The organism is Cytobacillus sp. GQ23, from assembly GCF_059758675.1.
Window position 1 is genome coordinate 168,078 of sequence record NZ_JCAXER010000005.1, and the last position, 18,743, is coordinate 186,820.

Below are 18,743 nucleotides of genomic sequence, written 5' to 3' on the forward strand. Positions count from 1 at the left end.
GACGATACGGATTTCTTTATTTAAATTGCTGCAGTACAAAACCAGTTACAACCTGATTGAACAGCTTCCACTTTTTAGTTGGCACCTGATGGGAAACGCCTTTTATGATGGCCGCCTGAAAGCTGACATATCTTCTATAGCTTCTAATATGCTGATTAACAAAGTCTCTTGAGCCATAAATCAGGAGAAGCGGAACATGTAAATCCCTCAGGCGGTCAGTGCAGGAATAGTGGAGTGATCGATCATAAAATTGAAACCACATGGTGTGATTTGCCTTTTTCATATGTTCCAGAATCTCGTCTCTGACCTTTTTATCATTTGTATGGCTCGATGCTATTACATACCTCAGGAAACCCGGGAAGTGCTTCACAAAGTACATGCCCAGAATATGCTCATATCTGTAGGTTTCGGATAACACCTCGGGAAACCCTCCTGAGAGAATAACTCCAAGTGTCCTTTCCGGATATGAAAGGGCAAACTCCTGAGCAATTATACCGCCTGATGAATAGCCCAGAATAACAGCTTTTTCAATATCCAAGTGGTCTAATACAGCTTTTATCTCTTCAGCATATCCTTTAATAGTTACTGTTTTCTCTGGCCCAATGGTATCTCCGTTTCCGCTCAGATCAGGAAAAATAACCTGAAAGTGCTCAGCAAGCAGGCCTTGATAATAAAATACCTTTCTTCCCATAGCAGGGGGATGTATAAAGATAATCGGCACACCTTTGCCCATCGTTTCATAAAAAATTTTTGTATCCTCTAAAGTCAATACCGGCAAATGGATCGTCCTTTCCATACGACTGCTCCATAAAAAAATGGGACAGTTTTAGTCTGCCCCATCATGGTTAATTTTTTATTGCCAACATCAGTCAGGCCTTGTCTTTTTTGCGTTTTTGCTTTCTGGCCCAAGCTCTTTGGAGAACTCCATTTCATTAATGCTTTTCTTTGTACTCTGCAATCCTGATTTAGTCTTAATATTGCGCTTTGTCATATCAGTTCCTCCTTATATCGATGCCATTTTAGTATTTCACACCAGGCTAAGGATCATTATGGATTTTTTGCCGAGATCGGCATATACTATAAGTGATCATGCGACAGGCTTATTTCCGTGACTTTCTAAGACGTATATGATATCCTTGAATTAAGAATATGAATAAAAAACGACCGCAGGTGTTGCCGCACCCACGGTCATTCGCAATAGTCGTTCCCTTAGGGGATCGGCATGTCTATGACATAGACCTCTCCCTCAATTGTCAGATCAAGGGAGGTCTATTTTTTATGGTTAAAAGTCATGACAGCAATGATCAGACTGGAAAAAGAAATCATCATCATGATCGATTCGAAAACTGTCAAAAGGCATCACCCCCTTTCAGTACGGGGCTAGCCGACCACCCTTGAGAAACTCCCATTGCTTCTTTATTATACCACATTCCTGTCCATTTAGTCGAACGTATGTTCTATTTTGGGTAAATTGATTCTTCTTTCCTATTTTTTCAAATTTTACTTTCTAAGTTGTCTGCCGATTTCCTTTGAAGATATCCATGAAGGAAACCCATTTCCTGGTTAAGCAAATACTCCATTTCTTCAAGCTGCTCTTTCCCAATTAGCTGGGGGTTTTCTCTCCATTCCGCACTGTGGATAAAATAAAAATTTCGTATCCTTTTAAAAATAATGATTTCATCAGGAAAACAGTCAAATAACCCCTTTACCTGATTTCTCCGCATATAACTCCATTTTATCAGTTTCATGATATCAGCCTTTTTATATTCCTTTACCCGGAAAACATGGATTCATGTTCTGAATACAAAAAAACTGCCGGAAATGGCAGCTTTGAAATTATTCTTTAAGCCTTGGCTTGGCCGGATCACATTTTGGCATTTCAGACTGAGTGGACTCTGCAAGCTTTGAGAGGTAATAGCATTCTTCACGGTACATGTGGTCCGCCATTAAAGGTGCAAATGTTCCCAATGCCTCTTTGCTTAATTCAAGCTCTTCGATTTCATTAAGGAAGTTCATAAACAAAGACATTTCAAGCGAAACATCGCTGTTAAACTTCCGCAGTGCTGGGAATGATTCAACATTAGTCCGAAGGAAGCCGGACATTTCTACAGCCTTTAAATAAAAGGCTTCAAAATCCTTTGTATAGCCATCACTGACGTTTTTTATTTTCATCTCAACCCGTTCCATATTGTCCGATATGGCACCTGCATGCCCTGCTGCGTCCAGAAGCCAGATTAAATGGTGATGGAGCTCATGAAAAACAGGCGGGGTTTCTCCCTTAGTTAAATATTGCAGGACAAGCATATATTCTTCAAGTTCATTGACCATATGGTTAATAAAAACCGGGCCAAGATGAATGGTTATTTTCCCTGTCAAATGTCGTTCCAGCAGGTTCAATTTAAATTCCCTCAGCTTTTTAGCTTCCTGTTCCGCCCTCCGGCTCAACTCCTCGAGATTATCCACTTCAACCCTTCCTAACAGCTGATCAAAGGTTTGTATGAAGTAATTTGCCCGTTCAATGCTGTCTTTTTCCTTCGGTGATAGCGAATCATGTATAAAGCGTGCATGATCGCCCAAAATCTGCAGCCAAAAGCCGTGTTCAAATTTTGCAGCATTTTCATATTCCTCAGCCAAGTGTATCTCCCCTTTTTAGCTTATTCATAAAAACATATCAGAGGCCAGCTGAAATTATGCCTAAGCATTTTTAATCAGCAGCTTAGTTTTTGGCAGAAAGGGGAGAATTGTAAGGCAGGTCTACTATAGCGGCTTTTCCATCATTACCTGGCCAATCTTTTTTTCGAATCCCATTTTAAGTAAAGCATTTGAGACAGGATTGGAGACAGAGATATTAACTGCAGTGAAATCAATAGAATCATCCCTATCCAGGAACAGTTGGCCAAGGATGCTTCCCATTACTTTTCTATTAACATTTCCATTGCTGAACCTTAGCTGAAAGATAATAATGCGGTCTGTACGTCCATCGGCTTCCAGTATTCTTTTATATAAAATGTAGCCAGCTGCTTTCCCATCTTCACCTATAAGCACAGCCGCTTCTCCGTGCTTTGCACTTTGCCACTGGCACTGCCAGGCAGCGGCGCTGTCATAAAAGCTAAGTGACTGCAGCTGTTCAGGGTATACTCTTTTTAGGGAATAACTGTTTTCCTGTAAGGAGTCCAGTTCTTTATATGTAAGCCTCCTGTTTAAATGAAGCAAGTGATCAGTTATCACATAGCCTGCTTTTTTATACAGCTTAATCGCCCTTTCATTTTCTTCAATTGCTTCGAGGACAGCAGTGTGAGCATTCTCAGCTTTATAGATGTTAAGCACCTCTGTCATCATTGCTGCAGAAAGTCCTTTTCCCCGGAGTTCAGGAGCGATTCCCGTTCCTCCGTTCCAGGCTATTTTCCTGCCATCAATTTCCCGGAATCCATTCATAATAATTCCGCAAGGCTCTCCTTGCATAAACACAACTATTGATTTTTCAGGCGAAAGACCTTCGAATATCATTCGATTAACAAATGACTGGATATCCATCTTAATGGGCACTAAATAGCCTTCAAATCCCCTATTCCAGGCAGTCAATGCCTCCTCCAGGGTACACTGGGAAAGTCTTTTAATTTTCATAAACGCTTCTCCTTCAAGTATGATAAAGCACTGTTATTTATTTTTTATTCCCTCTTTTAATTACAATGATAATGGCCATTTCCACCACCTCCATTTAAATAGACCGAACAGTTTATTTAAACACAAAAAATATAGACTAATTAGTTTATTTTAATTAAAACATTTATTTTCTGTTTTTTCAATCTATTTAGAAAGTATTTTTTACAAAGACCCTTTTCGTATAAATAGATTATTTTGCTTTTCAACATTGCCGATTGATTCCGCTTCATGCTGTTCAGCGAACAGCTGGGCATTCATTAAACACCGCGCGAAGGAAATGCGCATTCATTTTTGATAGCCTGCCCTGCAATCAACTCAGTAAATATTAGCGAAAACAGCCTTTCATAAAAATGAAAGCCGATACATCAAGTACCGGCTCTTGTTCATACATCATTTATTCATAGGCTTTTTCAAAAATCCCATAAGGACAGCGGACAGCAGAGCACCTGCTATTATTCCAGCAAGATAAATCCCCCATGGTCCATCGACAAGAGGGACCACAAAGACTCCGCCGTGCGGCGCCCTTAATCCGATTTCAGCCATCATGGAGATGGCACCTGCAACGGCAGCCCCTGCCATGATGGATGGGATGACACGCAATGGATCTGCGGCTGCGAATGGGATTGCGCCTTCTGTTATAAACGAAAATCCCATTATATAATTTGCTTTTCCTGCATCCTGTTCCTGTTTGGTAAATCTATTTCTAAATAAAGTCGTTGCAAGCGCGATGGCAAGAGGCGGCACCATGCCTGCTGCCATGATCGCAGCCATTGGCTCATATACTCCATTTGCAAGCAGCCCCGTACCAAATACGTATGCTGATTTATTAACCGGGCCTCCCATATCAAACGCCATCATCAGCCCAAGCACCGCTCCCAGCAGGACAGCGTTTCCAGTGCCAAGACCTGAAAGCCACTCGGTAATAGCAGTATTTAATGCTCCCACTGGTTTATTGACTACATAAAGCATCAGTAATCCTGTGAAAGCAATTCCAAAGAGCGGATAGAGCAAAATCGTTTTAATTCCTTCAAGAGATGAAGGCAGGCCTGCAAATACTTTTTTCAACCCAACTACTACATAACCTGCAAGGAAGCCTGCAATGATGCCGCCAAGGAAACCTGCCCCTCCGGATACAGCCAGCATTCCGCCGACTGCGCCAGCAGCAAAGCCGGGACGGTCCGCAATGCTCATGGCAATAAACGCTGCAAGGATTGGAACGATTAATCCAAATGCATTCCCTCCGCCAATGGTCATCAGCGCTTCAGCGATAGGATGGTATGACGGATCATTAGGATCTGCTGCTTTATAGCCGAACATAAAGGAAATGGCAATCAGGATTCCTCCGCCCACAACAAATGGAAGCATGTTGGATACGCCATTCATTAAATGCTTATAAATTCCGGCTTTTTGTTCTTTTTGATTTCCGGCGGATTTGCTGCTGTCCGCGCTTCCTCCCTTGTAAACAGGAGCATCCTGATTAAGCGCTTTTTCAATAAGCTCCTTAGGTTTCCGGATGCCATCAGCAACTGCCGTTTCAAGGACATGCTTCCCGCTGAAACGCTCCATTTCCACCTTGGTATCTGCTGCAACTATAACCGCTGCTGCATTCGCAATTTCGTCCGGTGTCAAAACATTTTTTGCACCGCTTGAGCCATTAGTTTCCACCTTAATATCAACGCCCATTTCAGCTGCCTTGGCCTTTAGTGAATCAGCTGCCATATAAGTATGGGCAATTCCTGTTGGGCAAGCTGTTACCGCCACTACAAAGCGCTTACTGTCAGCAATATTTTGGTCTTCCTCATCTTCTGTCTCGTCATAGCTGTCAATGATTTCAATAATTTCGTCAGCAGAGGCAGATTGTCTAAGTTTTTTGCGTGCTTCCTCGTTCATTAATATTGATGAAAGCCTCGATAAAGCCTCCAAATGGGTATTATTTGCTCCTTCTGGGGCTGCAATCATGAAAAATAGATGTGCCGGCTGACCATCAAGCGATTCATAATTTACACCTTTAGCTGATTTCCCGAAAGCAATCGCAGGCTCCTTGACAGCACCCGTTTTGGCATGCGGAATGGCTATTCCGTCACCTATGCCTGTTGTGCTTTGTTCTTCCCTTTTAATAATGGCATCCCTAAACGCAGACCGATCATGAAGCTTCCCGGCTGCATCAAGCTGGCTTACCAAGCCATTTATGGCATCCATTTTGCCTGTTCCGCTCATTGAAAGCAGAATCGTTTCTCTTGTCAGCAATTCTGTTATTCTCATCCTAAATCTCCCCTTTTAGGCTGACTTTTTCAATCGAAACTTGGGAGAGCAATTCCTCTGCTTTTTCCTTTGTGCAAAGACCAAGTGAAAAAGCTGTGGCGCTCCCTGTAGCCACACTGTATTGAAAAGCCTTTTCTATATTTTGGTTTTTTTCGTAAGCTGCAAGAAAACCGGCTACCATGGAATCTCCGGCACCTACAGAACTTTTTACTTTTCCTTTTGGAACGCTTGAAATATAAGCAGCTTCATTAGAAACCAAGACAGCTCCCTTGCCGGCTAATGAAACAATGACATTCTGGGCGCCCATTTCAACAAGTTTCTTCCCGAAAGGAATGACTTCTTCAGCGGATGTAAATTTTCTGCTGAATATTTCACCCAATTCATGGTGATTGGGCTTTATTAAAAACGGTTTGTATGGAAGGACCTTTTTCAATAATTCTCCCTCTGCGTCCACCACAAATGCCGCTCCATTTTTTGAACAGATTTTTACCAGCTCTTCATAAGTTGTTTCCGGCAAGGTTGATGGAATACTTCCTGCCAGGACAAGCATATCTCCTGCTGATAGGCTGCGGATTTTATTTTTAAGATCCTCGAAATTCCTTCCTGTAATGGCCGGCCCTTTGGCATTGATCTCGGTTTCCGTCTCTGTTTTAATCTTTACATTGATTCTTGTGTCGTCATTTACTTGTACAAAGTCAGTTTGGATATTCTCCTTATTTAGGCAATCAACAAGATAATCTCCAGTAAAACCGCCTGCAAAGCCAAGTGCCCTGCTTTCAACATCCATTCTTTTCAGAACTCTGGAAACATTTATCCCCTTTCCTCCTGGGAACTTCGTATCCCGCTGCATGCGGTTAAGCCCGCCGACCAGTATCTCATCCAATTCTGCGATGTAGTCCACTGACGGATTTAGCGTCAATGTGTATATCATGCTGTCACGACCTTTATTGTAGTTTTGCTGGTATAAGGCTCCTGCTGATCCTCATTCAGCTCATTTGTAATAATTGCTGCTGCGTGCAAATCGGCAATTTTGGCAAAGGCGATTTCTGAAAACTTTGTGTCATCTGCAAGCACGAATGCCTCTCTTGAAAGCGAAATGGCCATTTGCTTGATCATCGCCTCATCCTGATCGGGTGTGGTGTAGCCGAATTGAGGATGAATGCCGTTAACCCCCATAAAGCATTTATCGAACCGATAATTTTCCAGGCTGGCCAATGCCCCCCTGCCAATGATTGCTTTTGTCTGTTCCTTGGCAAATCCTCCGATAATAAATGTTTTTATATTCCTTTCCAGCAATGCTTGAATATGCATTAATCCGTTCGTCACAACTACAATTTCTTTTGCAGGCAAAAAGGGAATCATTTCAGTTACTGTGGAGCCTGCATCCAAATAGATCGAATCTCCCTCTTCAACAAGGTTTGCCGCGTATTGGGCAATTTGGCGCTTTTGCTGAAGGTTTTTGGATGATTTCTCAGACATGCTGGGTTCCTGAAGCTTTCCCTGAAGCCTGGCTGCACCTCCATGAATTCTTTTGAGATACTTTCCCTCCTCAAGCTGGGTAAGATCCCTTCTGATAGTTGATTCCGATGTTTCTGTCAAGTCAACGAGATCCTGAATTTTCACTACACCTTTTTCTTTTAATAGCTGCAGTATCATTTTGTGGCGCTCTGGTGTTAACAAAACATCACCTCCCTGGGCCTGTTATTCTTCTTGACTACATCATACTGAAACCGATTGCAAAAATCAATCATTTTCGATCAAAATAAACCAAAAACAATCATAATGTGCGTGTTTTTGAATGATTATAGATTGCTTCCTATTTTTATTAGAATATTTTAAATATATTAAAATAATAGTTTGCTCTCTATGGTTTATTATGCTAGAATCTAAAATAACAATATATAGTTTCATCTGATAACTTCCGCTACTATATATTGTTTTATGTTAAGAATTAACTCGTTCCAAGGTCTCTTTTTTGAACCGCTTTCTTATCGAAAGCGGATTTTTTTATTTTAGGAAAAAAATTACATATACCCATAACAAAAAAAGAGCATTACTCAATGGCAATGCCCTTCTCTTAGATTATTTATCTTCATAGTTTAACAGATCTTCAATTTTTCCATCCTCATTATGCAGTATGGCCATTGTGCCTGCTTCTTGAGCCATGCGCTTTGCTTCCTCAACTGCATCTGACTGGGAATCTGCAATGTACTCAGGATCGTCCTGACCTTCTTTTTTGACTGCCCACCCTTCTTCAACATGCGGTACTACATGGAATCTTGCGTCATCTGTACCTGCCCGGTCCTTAAAATATTGTTTCTGTTCGTCACTCTGAAGGTTATTTTTATTATTCGCCATGTTTATACCTCCTTTAATTGTGGGGACATCATTTATTAATGAGCAATATCACTTTACCCTCTCTGGAAAAATAAAAAACACCCAGATTTTAATTAATATAGGAGTTAGGTACTGATGAACTTTGTCATTTACCATAAAGAAATGGCAGATGATGTCGGAACAATGGGTATGTCTAGTAGGGATTATTACACTATTCATAAAATACCATTTTCTACTAAACTAGAGATCGTTAGGTAATCGAAAAATACTAGTCTTCAGGAGGTTATTATGCCAAGAAAAAACCGAAAACCTGCCAGGATAATGGCAGCAGCTTTAGCAGCTTCCTTAGCATTTGGGACAGTCGGGTATGCTGCCCCGCTAAGTACTGAGAACGGAAACTCATCCAACTCACAGGACCAGAAGATTATTGCCAGAGTGAATGCTGAACGTGCAATCGGTCACGTAAGGTATTTATCAGAAGAAATAGGGACAAGACCGGGCGGATTAGAAAATGAAAAGAAGTCAGCACAGTATATTGCAAATACACTTATGAGTTATGGTTATGATGTCGAATTTCAATACTTCCCAGTAGCAGATCAATACATAGGCAATGCTGCATTTGGAGACGGAACTGTATGGGAAATGGGAGCTGCCCCGAATGGAGCAATCAGCGAAGCACCAGTTCAGGCTGAAGTGATCTATGTGGAAAATGAAAATTTCCATGGGGCTGAGGGTAAAATTGTACTGCTGGCTCGCGCAGATACTACAGCTGGATACCGGGAGCAGGTAGCCAAAGCAGTTGAGGCAGGAGCAGCTGGTGTGATTCTGCAAAGCCTTGTTGGAAGCAGAGGAAATTTCGGTCAAACTTTTAATCCCAGCCTGACTGGGGAATATAATATCCCGGTTTTCGGGGCTTCCTATATTCATGGTGAATGGCTTAAGGAACAAATGGAGCAAGGTGCAGTTGAACTCTCCCTGACAGCAAAGCACTATAAAGATCTTAAATCGGTAAATGTAATTGCTACAAAGAAAGCTAAATCAAAAGATGAAAATGCAAAAGAGGTTATACTAGGCGCCCATCATGATAGTGTAGTGGGTGCTCCCGGCGCTAATGATAACGCTTCTGGTGTTGGGTTAATGCTTGAGCTTGCCAGAGTTTATAAAGGATACAATACAGACAAAACTCTTAAATTCATTGCATTTGGCTCTGAGGAACGCGGACTTTTAGGAGCAAGATATTATGTAGATCAGTTAACAGAGGCACAAAAAGATCAGATAGAGGCTGTTTTTGTCCCTGATATGGTTGCAACAAATTATGATAAAGCAAAAAATCTATATGCCATGACACCGGACGGCAGCCAAAATATTGTGACAGCCTCAACTGGTGAAGCTGGGGCACGCTTGGGAAATTCCGATATTCTGCCTGGTAAATTCGGATCGAGTGACCATGTTCCCTTCCATAATGCAGGCATTCCTGCTGCCTTATTTATCTGGATGGGCATAGACAGCTGGGATCCGCTTGTCTATCACATTGAAAAAGTATACCATACACCTCAGGATACTATTGAAGATAATATTTCTGAAGAAAGAATGCAATCAGCACTAGATATTATCGGTTCCGGACTTTTTGATGTGGTTCGAAAAAAAACAAAAGGCAATAATTAATACTACAATACAGCCGCGGCAATTTGCCGGCGGCTATTTAATTTGGAAAAAACAAGCACCCAAGTTCCATCACAATTTGTTTTACCCCTCTTATATGTAAACCTTATTTAAATTAAGGTTGACAATGTTCATCTGCTGCTATTATTCTAAATTGTATAAATATAAAACTATCAGGAGGCTTTTATGAAGACAGGTTTGAGGACAATTGATCTAACTTTGGCTGGTATGTTTGTGGCCCTGATGGCAGTTGGGGCAAACATCACGTCCTTTGCGCCATTTTTGGTGATCGGAGGAGTGCCCATTACGTTACAGACCTTTTTTGCCATTTTGGCAGGGGCAATTTTAGGGAGCCGATTGGGTGCTATTACAATGGCTGTCTATACTTTCGTCGGGCTTGCAGGCGCCCCGGTCTTTTCAAAATTCGGAGGCGGTTTTGCTTCACTGCTAAACCCCACTTTTGGTTTTATCCTTTCGTTTATTCTAACAGCGTATGTCACAGGAAAAATTATCGAAAAGAAAAAATCAGTTCCGGTATATATTACTGCAGCTCTAATTGGGATGGCGATCAATTATCTATTCGGGACAAATTGGATGTACATGGCTTATAAACTCTGGTTCACAGCACCTGAAGGATTTACCTATCAAATGGCTTGGCTATGGATGGCGGTCCCTCTTCCAAAGGACATTATTCTTTCTGCTTTTGCCGGATTAATGGCATATCGGCTGGAGCATAGAGTATTTGCCCGCAGTCAGTTCAGAAAAATGAACCGTGCAGCTTAACTAATAGTATAGAGGGGGATACATATGAATTTTCAAAGATTAGCTCTTAATGTATTGGAAGGACATGAATTAACCGACTCGGAGTCAATGTCAATATTAAATTGCCCAGATGATGAGCTTCTGAATTTATTGCACAGTGCCTATAAAATCCGTCATCATCACTACGGAAATAGAGTTAAACTAAACATGATCATTAACACAAAATCCGGTTTATGTCCTGAGAACTGCGGCTATTGTTCACAATCGAGCATCTCAACTGCACCTATCGAAAAATACAGAATGATGGATAAGGACTCGATCTTACAGGGAGCTAAACAGGCTCATCAGCTTAATGTTGGAACATACTGTATCGTTGCTAGCGGAAGAGGTCCGAGCAATAGGGAGCTAAACGAAGTCGTTTCAGCTGTTAAAGAAATTAAGGATACTTATAATATGAAGGTCTGTGCCTGCCTCGGGCTTTTGAAGCCTGATCAGGCCGAGAAGCTTAAGGAAGCAGGAGTGGACCGCTATAATCACAATATTAATACATCTGAAAGTCATCATGAAAATATCACCACCTCCCATACATACCGGGATAGAGTCAATACTGTTCAATTAATAAAGGAGGCAGGCATCTCACCATGCTCAGGTGTTATTATCGGCATGAAAGAAACCAAAGAAGATGTCATAGCGATGGCCCAAAGCTTAAAAGTGCTTGATGCCGACTCTATACCGGTTAATTTTCTGCATGCCATTGACGGGACGCCTCTGGAAGGAACCAATGAGCTGAATCCCCGCTATTGCCTGAAGGTTCTCTGTCTCATGCGGTTTATCAATCCATCAAAGGAAATCAGAATCTCCGGGGGCAGGGAAGTAAATCTCAGGAGCCTTCAGGCGCTTGGATTATATCCTGCCAATTCTATTTTCGTTGGAGACTACTTAACCACTGCAGGACAGGAAAGCACGGCAGACCATCAAATGCTTAAGGATCTGGGCTTTGAAGTTGATTTTGCAGCTGGCAAACCAGTATGCTCATGATTAAAAAAGATTCTGCGCAAATGCAGAATCTTTTTTTTCTATAATTCATCAAATCCATTATCGATTTGAACTTTTGTATATTGCCGGGATTTTTGTTCAAAAAAGTCAGACTTCCCGTGGTCAACCTGCTCGTAAGCTACTATCCAGCGGAGAGGATTGGTCCGATACCCTTCAAACGGCCGGTCATATCCCAGCTGGTTGCAGCGGACATTGGCATAAAATTTAATATAAGCTTCAACATCAGTCAGTAATATGCCTTCTGTTTTGCTGCCGATCACCTCTCTGGCCCATTCAATCTCCAGTTCAGCTGCTCTTTTAAAAGTCTCCTGAACGTATTCACTTAGTTCGGCTGTATTAAGCTCCGGATTTTCCTTAATAATTTCTTTGAAAATTTTAACAAACAAATCTACGTGAATTTGCTCATCCCGGTTGATGTAATTTATCATCGTTGAGGTTGCTACCATCTTCTGATTCCTTGCCAGGTGATAAAAGAATGCAAAGCCGGAATAAAAGAAAAGCCCTTCCAGAACTACATCAAACACAATCGATTTCAGCAGGTTCTCGGCACTTGGATTCTCTGCAAAATCTTTATATCCGTTCACAACAAATTCATTTCTTTCTTCTAATATAGGTTCTGTCCGCCAGAATTCAAAAACCTCATCCTGTTTTTGTTTGGGAACCAGGCTTGATAGAACATAGGAATAGGAATGATTATGAATAACCTCCTGCTGTGCCAGAATGATCATAAGTGCTGACAGACTTGAGTCGGTAATGTAATCAGCGACTTTTCCTGCATAATCCGTCTGGATACTGTCGAGCAATGCAAGCAGCCCAATGATTTTCAAAAATGCGTCTTGTTCACTTTTCGTTAATTTCGGAAATTGCTTAATGTCCTGTGACATGTTTATTTCAAATGGCGTCCAAAAATTCGCGAGCATTTTTTTGTACTTTGGATATGCCCATGAGAAGCGGACGTCATCCCAATTAAGGATATTAGAGCATTCTCCATTGATAATTGACGTTGATTTATTAGGTGCCAATTGATTAATTATTGGTCTTTTTTTTAGAATATTCATAAGTCCTCCTTTAGCTTGAGCAAGATTCGCAGTCTTCAACCTCTGATGAAGTTGAACGGATATAGTAAGTTGTTTTTAATTTATTCTTCCATGCCGAAAGATGCAGATTTAAAAGATCTATAGCTTTTATATGGTTAGGTATATAAAAATTAAATGAAATAGCCTGATCTATATGTTTTTGCCTGTTTGCATTCTGCCTGATGCTCCACTCCTGGTGAATGTGATAAGCAGATTTGTAATACCAAATGGTCTCACTATTTATATCAGGAGCAGTAACAGGGATCCGATAATCCTTTTTCTCTTCGGAATACTGCTTGTTAAAGATAGGATCAATACTTGGAGTGCTGCCTGCAATTAAAGCCGTTGATGCATTAGGGGCAACAGCCTGCAAATAGGCATTTCTAACACCGTACTTCCTTACGTCTTCCCTCAATGCAGCCCAGTCCATGGCTGACTCTGCCTCCAGATATCCCCGCTTTTCAAAGTAGGCGCCTGTTTCCCAATCAGAGCCTTTAAAAACCGAATAGCTTCCTTTTTCTTTTGCCAGATTCATAGAGCTTTTTATCGATAAGAAAGCAATTTGTTCATATAGAGAGTCAGCAAATTCTTCTGCTTCTTCGCTTTCCCATGTGATTTTTTTCAGTGCAAGAAGGTGGTGCCAGCCAAAAGTCCCCAGCCCAATCGCGCGGTACTTTTGATTTGTGATCTGCCCCTGAGGAACTGGAATTTTATTAATATCAATAACATTATCAAGCATCCTCACCTGAATTGGCACAAGTCTTTCAAGGACTCCTTCATTTATGGCCCGTGCAAGATTGATGGAAGAAAGATTGCAGACAACGAAATCTCCCGGCTGTTTTTCGATAATAATTCTACCGTCCCTTGTATATTCTTCGACCCTCTTTGTAACACTCTGGTTTTGTACAATCTCAGTGCACAGGTTGGTGCAGTAAATCATCCCGCAATGGGAATTCGCATTCTTTCGATTCACCTCATCCCGATAGAACATGAATGGTGACCCAGTTTCAAGCTGACTTCTCATGATGGATTTCATGATCTCGATAGCAGAAACTTTTTCCCTGGATAAGATCGGGTTATCTATACACTCTTTATATTTTTGGCGGTATGAACCTTCGCCTTCCCCTTCGTCATAAAAATCTTCCAGTGAGAAACCCATTACCGTGCGGACTTCATGGGGATCAAATAAATACCAATACCCGCGGCTTTCCACTTTTTCCATAAACAAATCCGGAATGCAGACACCTGTGAATAAATCATGTGTTCTCTGCCTTTCATCTCCATTATTTAGCTTTGCATCAAGAAATGAGAAGATATCTTTATGCCAGACATCCAGATACACGCTTATGGCACCCTGCCTTTGGCCAAGCTGATCGACACTGACGGCTGTGTTATTCAGCTGCTTCATCCAGGGAATCACACCGGAAGATGCCCCCTTAAACCCTTTAATATCACTGCCTCTGCTGCGGATTTTCCCCAAATAGACTCCGATTCCACCGCCATTTTTAGACAGTGATGCGATATCGGTATTGCTGTCATATATAGAATCAAGACTGTCATCAACCGTCTCGATAAAACAGCTTGAAAGCTGTCCCCAGTTTTTCCCTGCATTAGCGAGCGTTGGAGTAGCAACCGTCATATACAAGCCACTCATTGCCCAGTAAGCTTCTTTAACAAGCTCAAGCCGCTTGCTTTTCGGCTCCTTTTTCATCAGCACCATGCTGATGATCATAAACCGCTCCTGTGGCAGCTCATATAAATTTCTTTGTTTGTCCCTGGCTAGATATCGGTCAGCCAGCATTTTCAGCCCCAGATATGTAAATAAACGGTCATTTTCTTTATTAATAAAGTGGGACAGTTCATTTATCTCACTCTTAGAATACATATCTAATAAATCCTGCTCATAAATACCCACATCTGTCAGACGTTCAATTAGCGCATAAAAATGTGTGTAGCAGTCATCCGGATTGCATTCTCTGTTTTTGCCGGACTCGATATAGAGCTTTTTAAGAAGCAGACGTGAAGCGGCAAACGTCCAATCAGGCTCTTCAATGCTTATAAATGATATGCAATCAAGTATAAGCTGGTCATACATGGCCTCTGCTCTCAGCTGACTCATTTCTTCATACCTTTTTAACAGTTGTTCAATGCCGAGCTGCGGAAATTCATTCTTAAGTTCTTCTAAAATTTCTATCGGCTGTATGGTTTGGACCATTTTACTTCCTCCTAAAGGCAAAATAAAAATCCGCTCGGAAAATGAGCGGATCAAACGATAGAATAATAGCAGAAAGCAGATGAACAAACGGCCATTACGCGATCGTTTCATCATCTCAATCCCCGAAGATAAGAAACTTTCGATCGCCCTGGCAGGTCTCCTGGCTTGTGCTTCACTCTACTAAAAGCCCTTCCCATACAAGCGCCATAAAGCGTTTTGTACAGTGGCATGCTCTTTTCGTCTGCACTTACAGTTGCGGGGACAGCTTCGGTTTTTCACCGAATTCCCTATTAAGTCCATAAAGGACACCAATCACGATCTATATGTAGTTTTATTCTTTTAATTTAATACTATATGTTGTAGATGATTCTATCATATAGGGAAATAGATTACAAATTTTTAATCGTTCATGCAGAAAAAAACATGAGGGGATCTCCCTCTTATTGCGGTAGTAACCTAGATAAACTAAATGAAGAGCCATATTTTTGCTATTTTTGTTCCAAGTCTATGAGTGAAAGCAAAACAAAAAAAACAGAGAAAGGCTGATGTCCCATTTAAAGATTTTGTCCCAGATAGCTATATGGAGAGGACAGCACCAGAACTTATGAGAATGTCCAGGTTTGAACTTTTGAACTTACCTAAATGATTCGGGTGAACGGACGTCCATGTATCATTAAATGAGTATTTTTCATAAAGCTGACAAAGAGCCACAGACGGATCAATACAAGAGTGCAGAAAAAGAAACAGGCCAAGATCTTATGTATTTGACGAAAAAAATGTTTGTGGCCGAGAATATCATTGGTTCACGGCGGAGGTATGTACCAGTCCGAATCACGGAGAATTATTTAGTACGTTATTTGGAGAATATAAAAAAGGATAAGAATGGACCTATGATCATTAGGACTGAGCGTCAAAAAACACATTAAATATAGGGTAGAACTAGACTAAAAGGCTAACCAAAGGGCGCTGACTATGTCGCACCCTTTTTTTATTCTCTACCTTATATTCATTATTAAAGGTCCACTTAATAGAAAAGGGACTTGTAAATTAATTTAGTGACTACAACGTTTTTATTAAAATACTCGCAATTACCACTGATCCTGCTGTTACAGTTGTAAATCCACCAATTAACATCGGGGTCAATATTTCATTTAATATCATTTCCTCTTCTTCTATATTTCTGCCGACGCTTCTGCTGACTTCCTCGCAAATAAGATAATCACCAGGGAAACCTATTGTAGCCGTCAGTGCCACAGGAAGACCCTTTAAAGGATCCCATTTAAACAATTTTGAACCTATAAAGCCTCCGATAATAATACCCAAAATTCCGACAGCAATAATCGAGAACATTTCAGGAAGATAACCAATAAACATCTCGAATGTCGTATCGTTCATAGTAGCAATAATTAAAAATACGAGTCCTGCCATCCCAACTGTGAAAGCATTAGCACGCTCCATGACACGGTCTGGATAAAATCCTATTAATCTTCCGCCTATTCCAAGAACCAAAGCCCATATACTATAGGGTATGCCAGTAAATTGCTCTAGAACCACGGCAATAGCGCCTCCGATAAATAGCTGAAAAAGAAGAATAAGATTAGTTTGATACTTTTTTGGAATCCAAGCGGTATTTAGCTCCTTAGCGTCTTCTGTAGTTATAACATTTTCTACTTCTACTTCTAACGTGGAAGCTGTATAGGTTCTAGCATCTGCAGCTTTCCGATACTTTAATGCGTAACGACGTAATAAAATTGCGGAAAGAGGCATGCCAAACAGCGATTGGAATGATAGAATTAAAGCTGGAATTACCACTAGGCTTGCTAATCCCACTTCTTTTAACCCTTCTGCGGTTACTAAAAACGCAATTACTCCTCCTGTTAATGGTCCTGCTCCTGCAACCGCAGTTTTATAACCATACATCATTGTAATCAAAAGAAGGATTAGACCAGTGCCAAAAATAATTCCCAACAAAGATATTGCAACGGCCTTCCATTGACTACGTATAACCTTGAGAGGGATCAACGTGCCCATATGAATAATTATTGGAGCTGTCCCTAATACGGCACCAATCTCAATAAATTTAGAATCTCCGATTAATTCTTTTGGTATAATTCCCGTCCAAATTAACAAAAGATATCCTATTATAGCAACGAGGAACATAGAAACCCTCGCTTTTGTAAATATAGAAATAATTTCTCCTACCGCGATTAATGCCAAGATAATCACAGCTGCTATGACAGGTTCATGTATCACTTTTTTACACCCCTTTGATTATCTGCTTTTGTTTAGCAGTAGATTTAGTTTTTATTCCATTAATAATCTAAAAGATGATTGGACTAACAATTCAACACCGATTTCTAATGCATCTTCATCAATGGTAAAACGGGGGTGATGGTGTGGATAGATAATCCCTTTGTTCTGATTTCCTGCACCAATAAAGATGAAACAACCTGGAACTTTATCTGAAAATGCAGAAAAGTCTTCACCGCTCATAAGTGCCGGCATCCTAAGCAAAGTATCTTCTCCCCATACATCAATTATAGTTTCCTCCATAACTGCTCTTACCCTTTCATTATTTACAACTGGACTGTAGCCAAAATGATAATCAACTTCAAATGAAGCATTATGTGCTTCCGTAACGCCTTTAACAACTCTTTCAATTAAAATCGGAATCTGATTCCGAACGTCTGAATTAAAGCTTCGTATTGAACCGCTTAATATAGCATTATCAGGAATTACATTATGAGCCGTACCGCTATTAAATTTCGTCACGGATACTACTAGCTTTTCGAGTGGATCACAATATCTCGAAACGATATGCTGAAGGTTGTTTATAACTTGTGCTCCAACTGCAATTGGATCAATTGTTGCATGTGGCTCAGAAGAATGACCGCCTTTTCCTTGAATTTTAATATCAAATGTGTCACTCGCGGAGGTAGCTGGTCCATGGCAAACTCCAATATTGCCAACCTCAATAGGTGAACATAGATGAATGCCAATAACTTGATCTACTCCATCCAATACCCCAGCTCTAATCATTTCTTGAGCACCACCTGGGAATAACTCTTCAGCATGTTGAAAAAGAAAACGAATTTCCCCTTTTATGTGCTCTTTTAATTGAGTTAATAATTTTGCTGCACCAAGCAGCATCGCAGTATGCCCATCATGTCCACAAGCATGCATTACACCTAAGTTCTGCGACACAAATTCAAAATCATTCTCTTCCTCAATTGGAAGCGCATCCATATCTGCCCGCAGTGCAATAACCTTACCAGGCTGCTGACTAATCAAACGGGCCATAATACTCGTTTTTGTTGGTCGTGAAATTTCCAAATCTCCAAAAGTTTGTAGAGTTTCATATACAAATTGAGCTGTTTTTTCCTCCTGAAATGAAAGCTCAGGATTCTTATGTAAATACCTTCGCCACCCAATCACTTCATCTTTAACAGTCTCGAGTAAATCATGAATCATAAATGTTTGTGTCACCCATTTACAGCTCCTTTTGCATTCAATTTATATAACAAATTTTAATTAAGGGTTAATAAAGGAAAATAGTCCTTAAATGAATTATAATATTTCAATGATTCTATTTCAATATTTTTCGAAAATTCTAAACTGTATTTTCTCATTCTTAAATTTAATAGTGATAAATCTATAATCTACACCTGGATTTAAGGAACAAATTAAATAAGCACCCAATTATGGGTGCT

Annotated in this window: 18 protein-coding genes and 1 riboswitch; of the genes, 4 read left to right on the forward strand and 14 right to left on the reverse strand. The window is 40.6% G+C overall.

Annotated elements, in window-relative coordinates; translation table 11 throughout:
* Positions 1-16 precede the first annotated feature (16 nt).
* The 10 genes from AC6CHU_RS06355 to AC6CHU_RS06400 form a co-directional block, all read right to left on the reverse strand.
* Positions 17-796 (reverse strand): alpha/beta fold hydrolase, encoded by a 780-nt coding sequence (locus tag AC6CHU_RS06355; RefSeq protein ID WP_498120780.1) that lies wholly within the window; start codon positions 794-796, stop codon positions 17-19.
* Between the two features lie 69 nt (positions 797-865).
* Positions 866-991 (reverse strand): hypothetical protein, encoded by a 126-nt coding sequence (locus AC6CHU_RS06360; RefSeq protein WP_268891644.1) that lies wholly within the window; start codon positions 989-991, stop codon positions 866-868.
* 278 nt (positions 992-1,269) lie between these two features.
* Positions 1,270-1,332 (reverse strand): hypothetical protein, encoded by a 63-nt coding sequence (locus AC6CHU_RS06365; RefSeq protein ID WP_220182004.1) that lies wholly within the window; start codon positions 1,330-1,332, stop codon positions 1,270-1,272.
* A 161-nt stretch (positions 1,333-1,493) separates the two neighbouring features.
* Positions 1,494-1,748 carry a protein YuzH gene (locus AC6CHU_RS06370; protein WP_498120782.1) on the reverse strand — a complete coding sequence of 85 codons (255 nt, stop codon included), beginning with the start codon at positions 1,746-1,748 and terminating at the stop codon, positions 1,494-1,496.
* Between the two features lie 88 nt (positions 1,749-1,836).
* Positions 1,837-2,634, reverse strand: coding sequence for a DUF2935 domain-containing protein (locus AC6CHU_RS06375; RefSeq protein ID WP_498120784.1), 798 nt, complete (start codon positions 2,632-2,634; stop codon positions 1,837-1,839).
* A 123-nt stretch (positions 2,635-2,757) separates the two neighbouring features.
* Positions 2,758-3,624 carry a GNAT family N-acetyltransferase gene (locus AC6CHU_RS06380; protein WP_498120786.1) on the reverse strand — a complete coding sequence of 289 codons (867 nt, stop codon included), beginning with the start codon at positions 3,622-3,624 and terminating at the stop codon, positions 2,758-2,760.
* Positions 3,625-4,053: 429 nt separating this feature from the next.
* Positions 4,054-5,925, reverse strand: a complete 1,872-nt coding sequence (locus tag AC6CHU_RS06385) for a PTS fructose transporter subunit IIABC (protein WP_159862769.1) — start codon at positions 5,923-5,925, stop codon at positions 4,054-4,056.
* Position 5,926: 1 nt separating this feature from the next.
* The gene (pfkB, locus tag AC6CHU_RS06390) at positions 5,927-6,856 is read right to left on the reverse strand and encodes a 1-phosphofructokinase (protein WP_159862768.1); all 930 of its coding nucleotides are present in this window, start codon (positions 6,854-6,856) and stop codon (positions 5,927-5,929) included.
* A complete protein-coding gene (locus AC6CHU_RS06395) occupies positions 6,853-7,605 on the reverse strand; it encodes a DeoR/GlpR family DNA-binding transcription regulator (protein ID WP_498120789.1) in 753 nt (250 codons plus the stop codon). Before AC6CHU_RS06395 ends, pfkB begins: the two co-directional genes overlap by 4 nt.
* A 402-nt stretch (positions 7,606-8,007) precedes the next feature.
* Positions 8,008-8,283: a DUF2188 domain-containing protein gene (locus AC6CHU_RS06400; protein ID WP_159862766.1), complete on the reverse strand. Its 276-nt coding sequence runs from the start codon at positions 8,281-8,283 to the stop codon at positions 8,008-8,010.
* 267 nt (positions 8,284-8,550) lie between these two features.
* On the opposite strand from AC6CHU_RS06400, the gene AC6CHU_RS06405 reads away from it, so the two are divergent.
* The 3 genes from AC6CHU_RS06405 (at position 8,551) to bioB (ending at position 11,724) form a co-directional block, all read left to right on the forward strand.
* On the forward strand, positions 8,551-9,927 hold the full coding sequence (locus tag AC6CHU_RS06405) for a M28 family metallopeptidase (protein ID WP_159862765.1): 1,377 nt from the start codon (positions 8,551-8,553) through the stop codon (positions 9,925-9,927).
* A 183-nt stretch (positions 9,928-10,110) separates the two neighbouring features.
* Entirely contained in the window at positions 10,111-10,707 is a 597-nt protein-coding gene (locus tag AC6CHU_RS06410; protein ID WP_159862764.1) for a biotin transporter BioY, read from the forward strand.
* A gap of 24 nt (positions 10,708-10,731) precedes the next feature.
* On the forward strand, positions 10,732-11,724 hold the full coding sequence (bioB, locus tag AC6CHU_RS06415; RefSeq protein ID WP_498120792.1) for a biotin synthase BioB: 993 nt from the start codon (positions 10,732-10,734) through the stop codon (positions 11,722-11,724).
* A gap of 38 nt (positions 11,725-11,762) precedes the next feature.
* Here bioB and AC6CHU_RS06420 read toward each other — a convergent pair whose 3' ends face one another.
* Entirely contained in the window at positions 11,763-12,800 is a 1,038-nt protein-coding gene (locus tag AC6CHU_RS06420; protein ID WP_498120794.1) for a ribonucleotide-diphosphate reductase subunit beta, read from the reverse strand.
* 10 nt (positions 12,801-12,810) lie between these two features.
* On the reverse strand, positions 12,811-15,033 hold the full coding sequence (locus AC6CHU_RS06425; RefSeq protein WP_498120796.1) for a ribonucleoside-diphosphate reductase subunit alpha: 2,223 nt from the start codon (positions 15,031-15,033) through the stop codon (positions 12,811-12,813).
* Between the two features lie 134 nt (positions 15,034-15,167).
* A riboswitch (cobalamin riboswitch) is annotated at positions 15,168-15,361 on the reverse strand.
* A gap of 349 nt (positions 15,362-15,710) precedes the next feature.
* On the opposite strand from AC6CHU_RS06425, the gene AC6CHU_RS06430 reads away from it, so the two are divergent.
* Entirely contained in the window at positions 15,711-15,959 is a 249-nt protein-coding gene (locus AC6CHU_RS06430) for a hypothetical protein (protein WP_251284012.1), read from the forward strand.
* A 133-nt stretch (positions 15,960-16,092) separates the two neighbouring features.
* Here the strand turns inward: AC6CHU_RS06430 and AC6CHU_RS06435 are convergent, their stop codons facing one another.
* Positions 16,093-17,286: a hypothetical protein gene (locus AC6CHU_RS06435; protein WP_498120799.1), complete on the reverse strand. Its 1,194-nt coding sequence runs from the start codon at positions 17,284-17,286 to the stop codon at positions 16,093-16,095.
* Between the two features lie 51 nt (positions 17,287-17,337).
* Entirely contained in the window at positions 17,338-18,504 is a 1,167-nt protein-coding gene (locus AC6CHU_RS06440) for an amidohydrolase (protein WP_159863025.1), read from the reverse strand.
* Positions 18,505-18,743: the final 239 nt, after the last annotated feature.

Coding starts and splice junctions, on each gene's coding strand:
- AC6CHU_RS06410 (WP_159862764.1), top strand. CDS start 10,111: ATGAAGACAGGTTTGAGGACAATTGATCTAACTTTGGCTGGTATGTTT.
- AC6CHU_RS06385 (WP_159862769.1), bottom strand. CDS start 5,925: ATGAGAATAACAGAATTGCTGACAAGAGAAACGATTCTGCTTTCAATG.
- bioB (WP_498120792.1), top strand. CDS start 10,732: ATGAATTTTCAAAGATTAGCTCTTAATGTATTGGAAGGACATGAATTA.
- AC6CHU_RS06355 (WP_498120780.1), bottom strand. CDS start 796: ATGGAAAGGACGATCCATTTGCCGGTATTGACTTTAGAGGATACAAAA.
- AC6CHU_RS06370 (WP_498120782.1), bottom strand. CDS start 1,748: ATGAAACTGATAAAATGGAGTTATATGCGGAGAAATCAGGTAAAGGGG.
- AC6CHU_RS06380 (WP_498120786.1), bottom strand. CDS start 3,624: ATGAAAATTAAAAGACTTTCCCAGTGTACCCTGGAGGAGGCATTGACT.
- AC6CHU_RS06400 (WP_159862766.1), bottom strand. CDS start 8,283: ATGGCGAATAATAAAAATAACCTTCAGAGTGACGAACAGAAACAATAT.
- AC6CHU_RS06425 (WP_498120796.1), bottom strand. CDS start 15,033: ATGGTCCAAACCATACAGCCGATAGAAATTTTAGAAGAACTTAAGAAT.
- AC6CHU_RS06430 (WP_251284012.1), top strand. CDS start 15,711: ATGAGTATTTTTCATAAAGCTGACAAAGAGCCACAGACGGATCAATAC.
- AC6CHU_RS06405 (WP_159862765.1), top strand. CDS start 8,551: ATGCCAAGAAAAAACCGAAAACCTGCCAGGATAATGGCAGCAGCTTTA.
- AC6CHU_RS06420 (WP_498120794.1), bottom strand. CDS start 12,800: ATGAATATTCTAAAAAAAAGACCAATAATTAATCAATTGGCACCTAAT.
- pfkB (WP_159862768.1), bottom strand. CDS start 6,856: ATGATATACACATTGACGCTAAATCCGTCAGTGGACTACATCGCAGAA.
- AC6CHU_RS06360 (WP_268891644.1), bottom strand. CDS start 991: ATGACAAAGCGCAATATTAAGACTAAATCAGGATTGCAGAGTACAAAG.
- AC6CHU_RS06440 (WP_159863025.1), bottom strand. CDS start 18,504: ATGATTCATGATTTACTCGAGACTGTTAAAGATGAAGTGATTGGGTGG.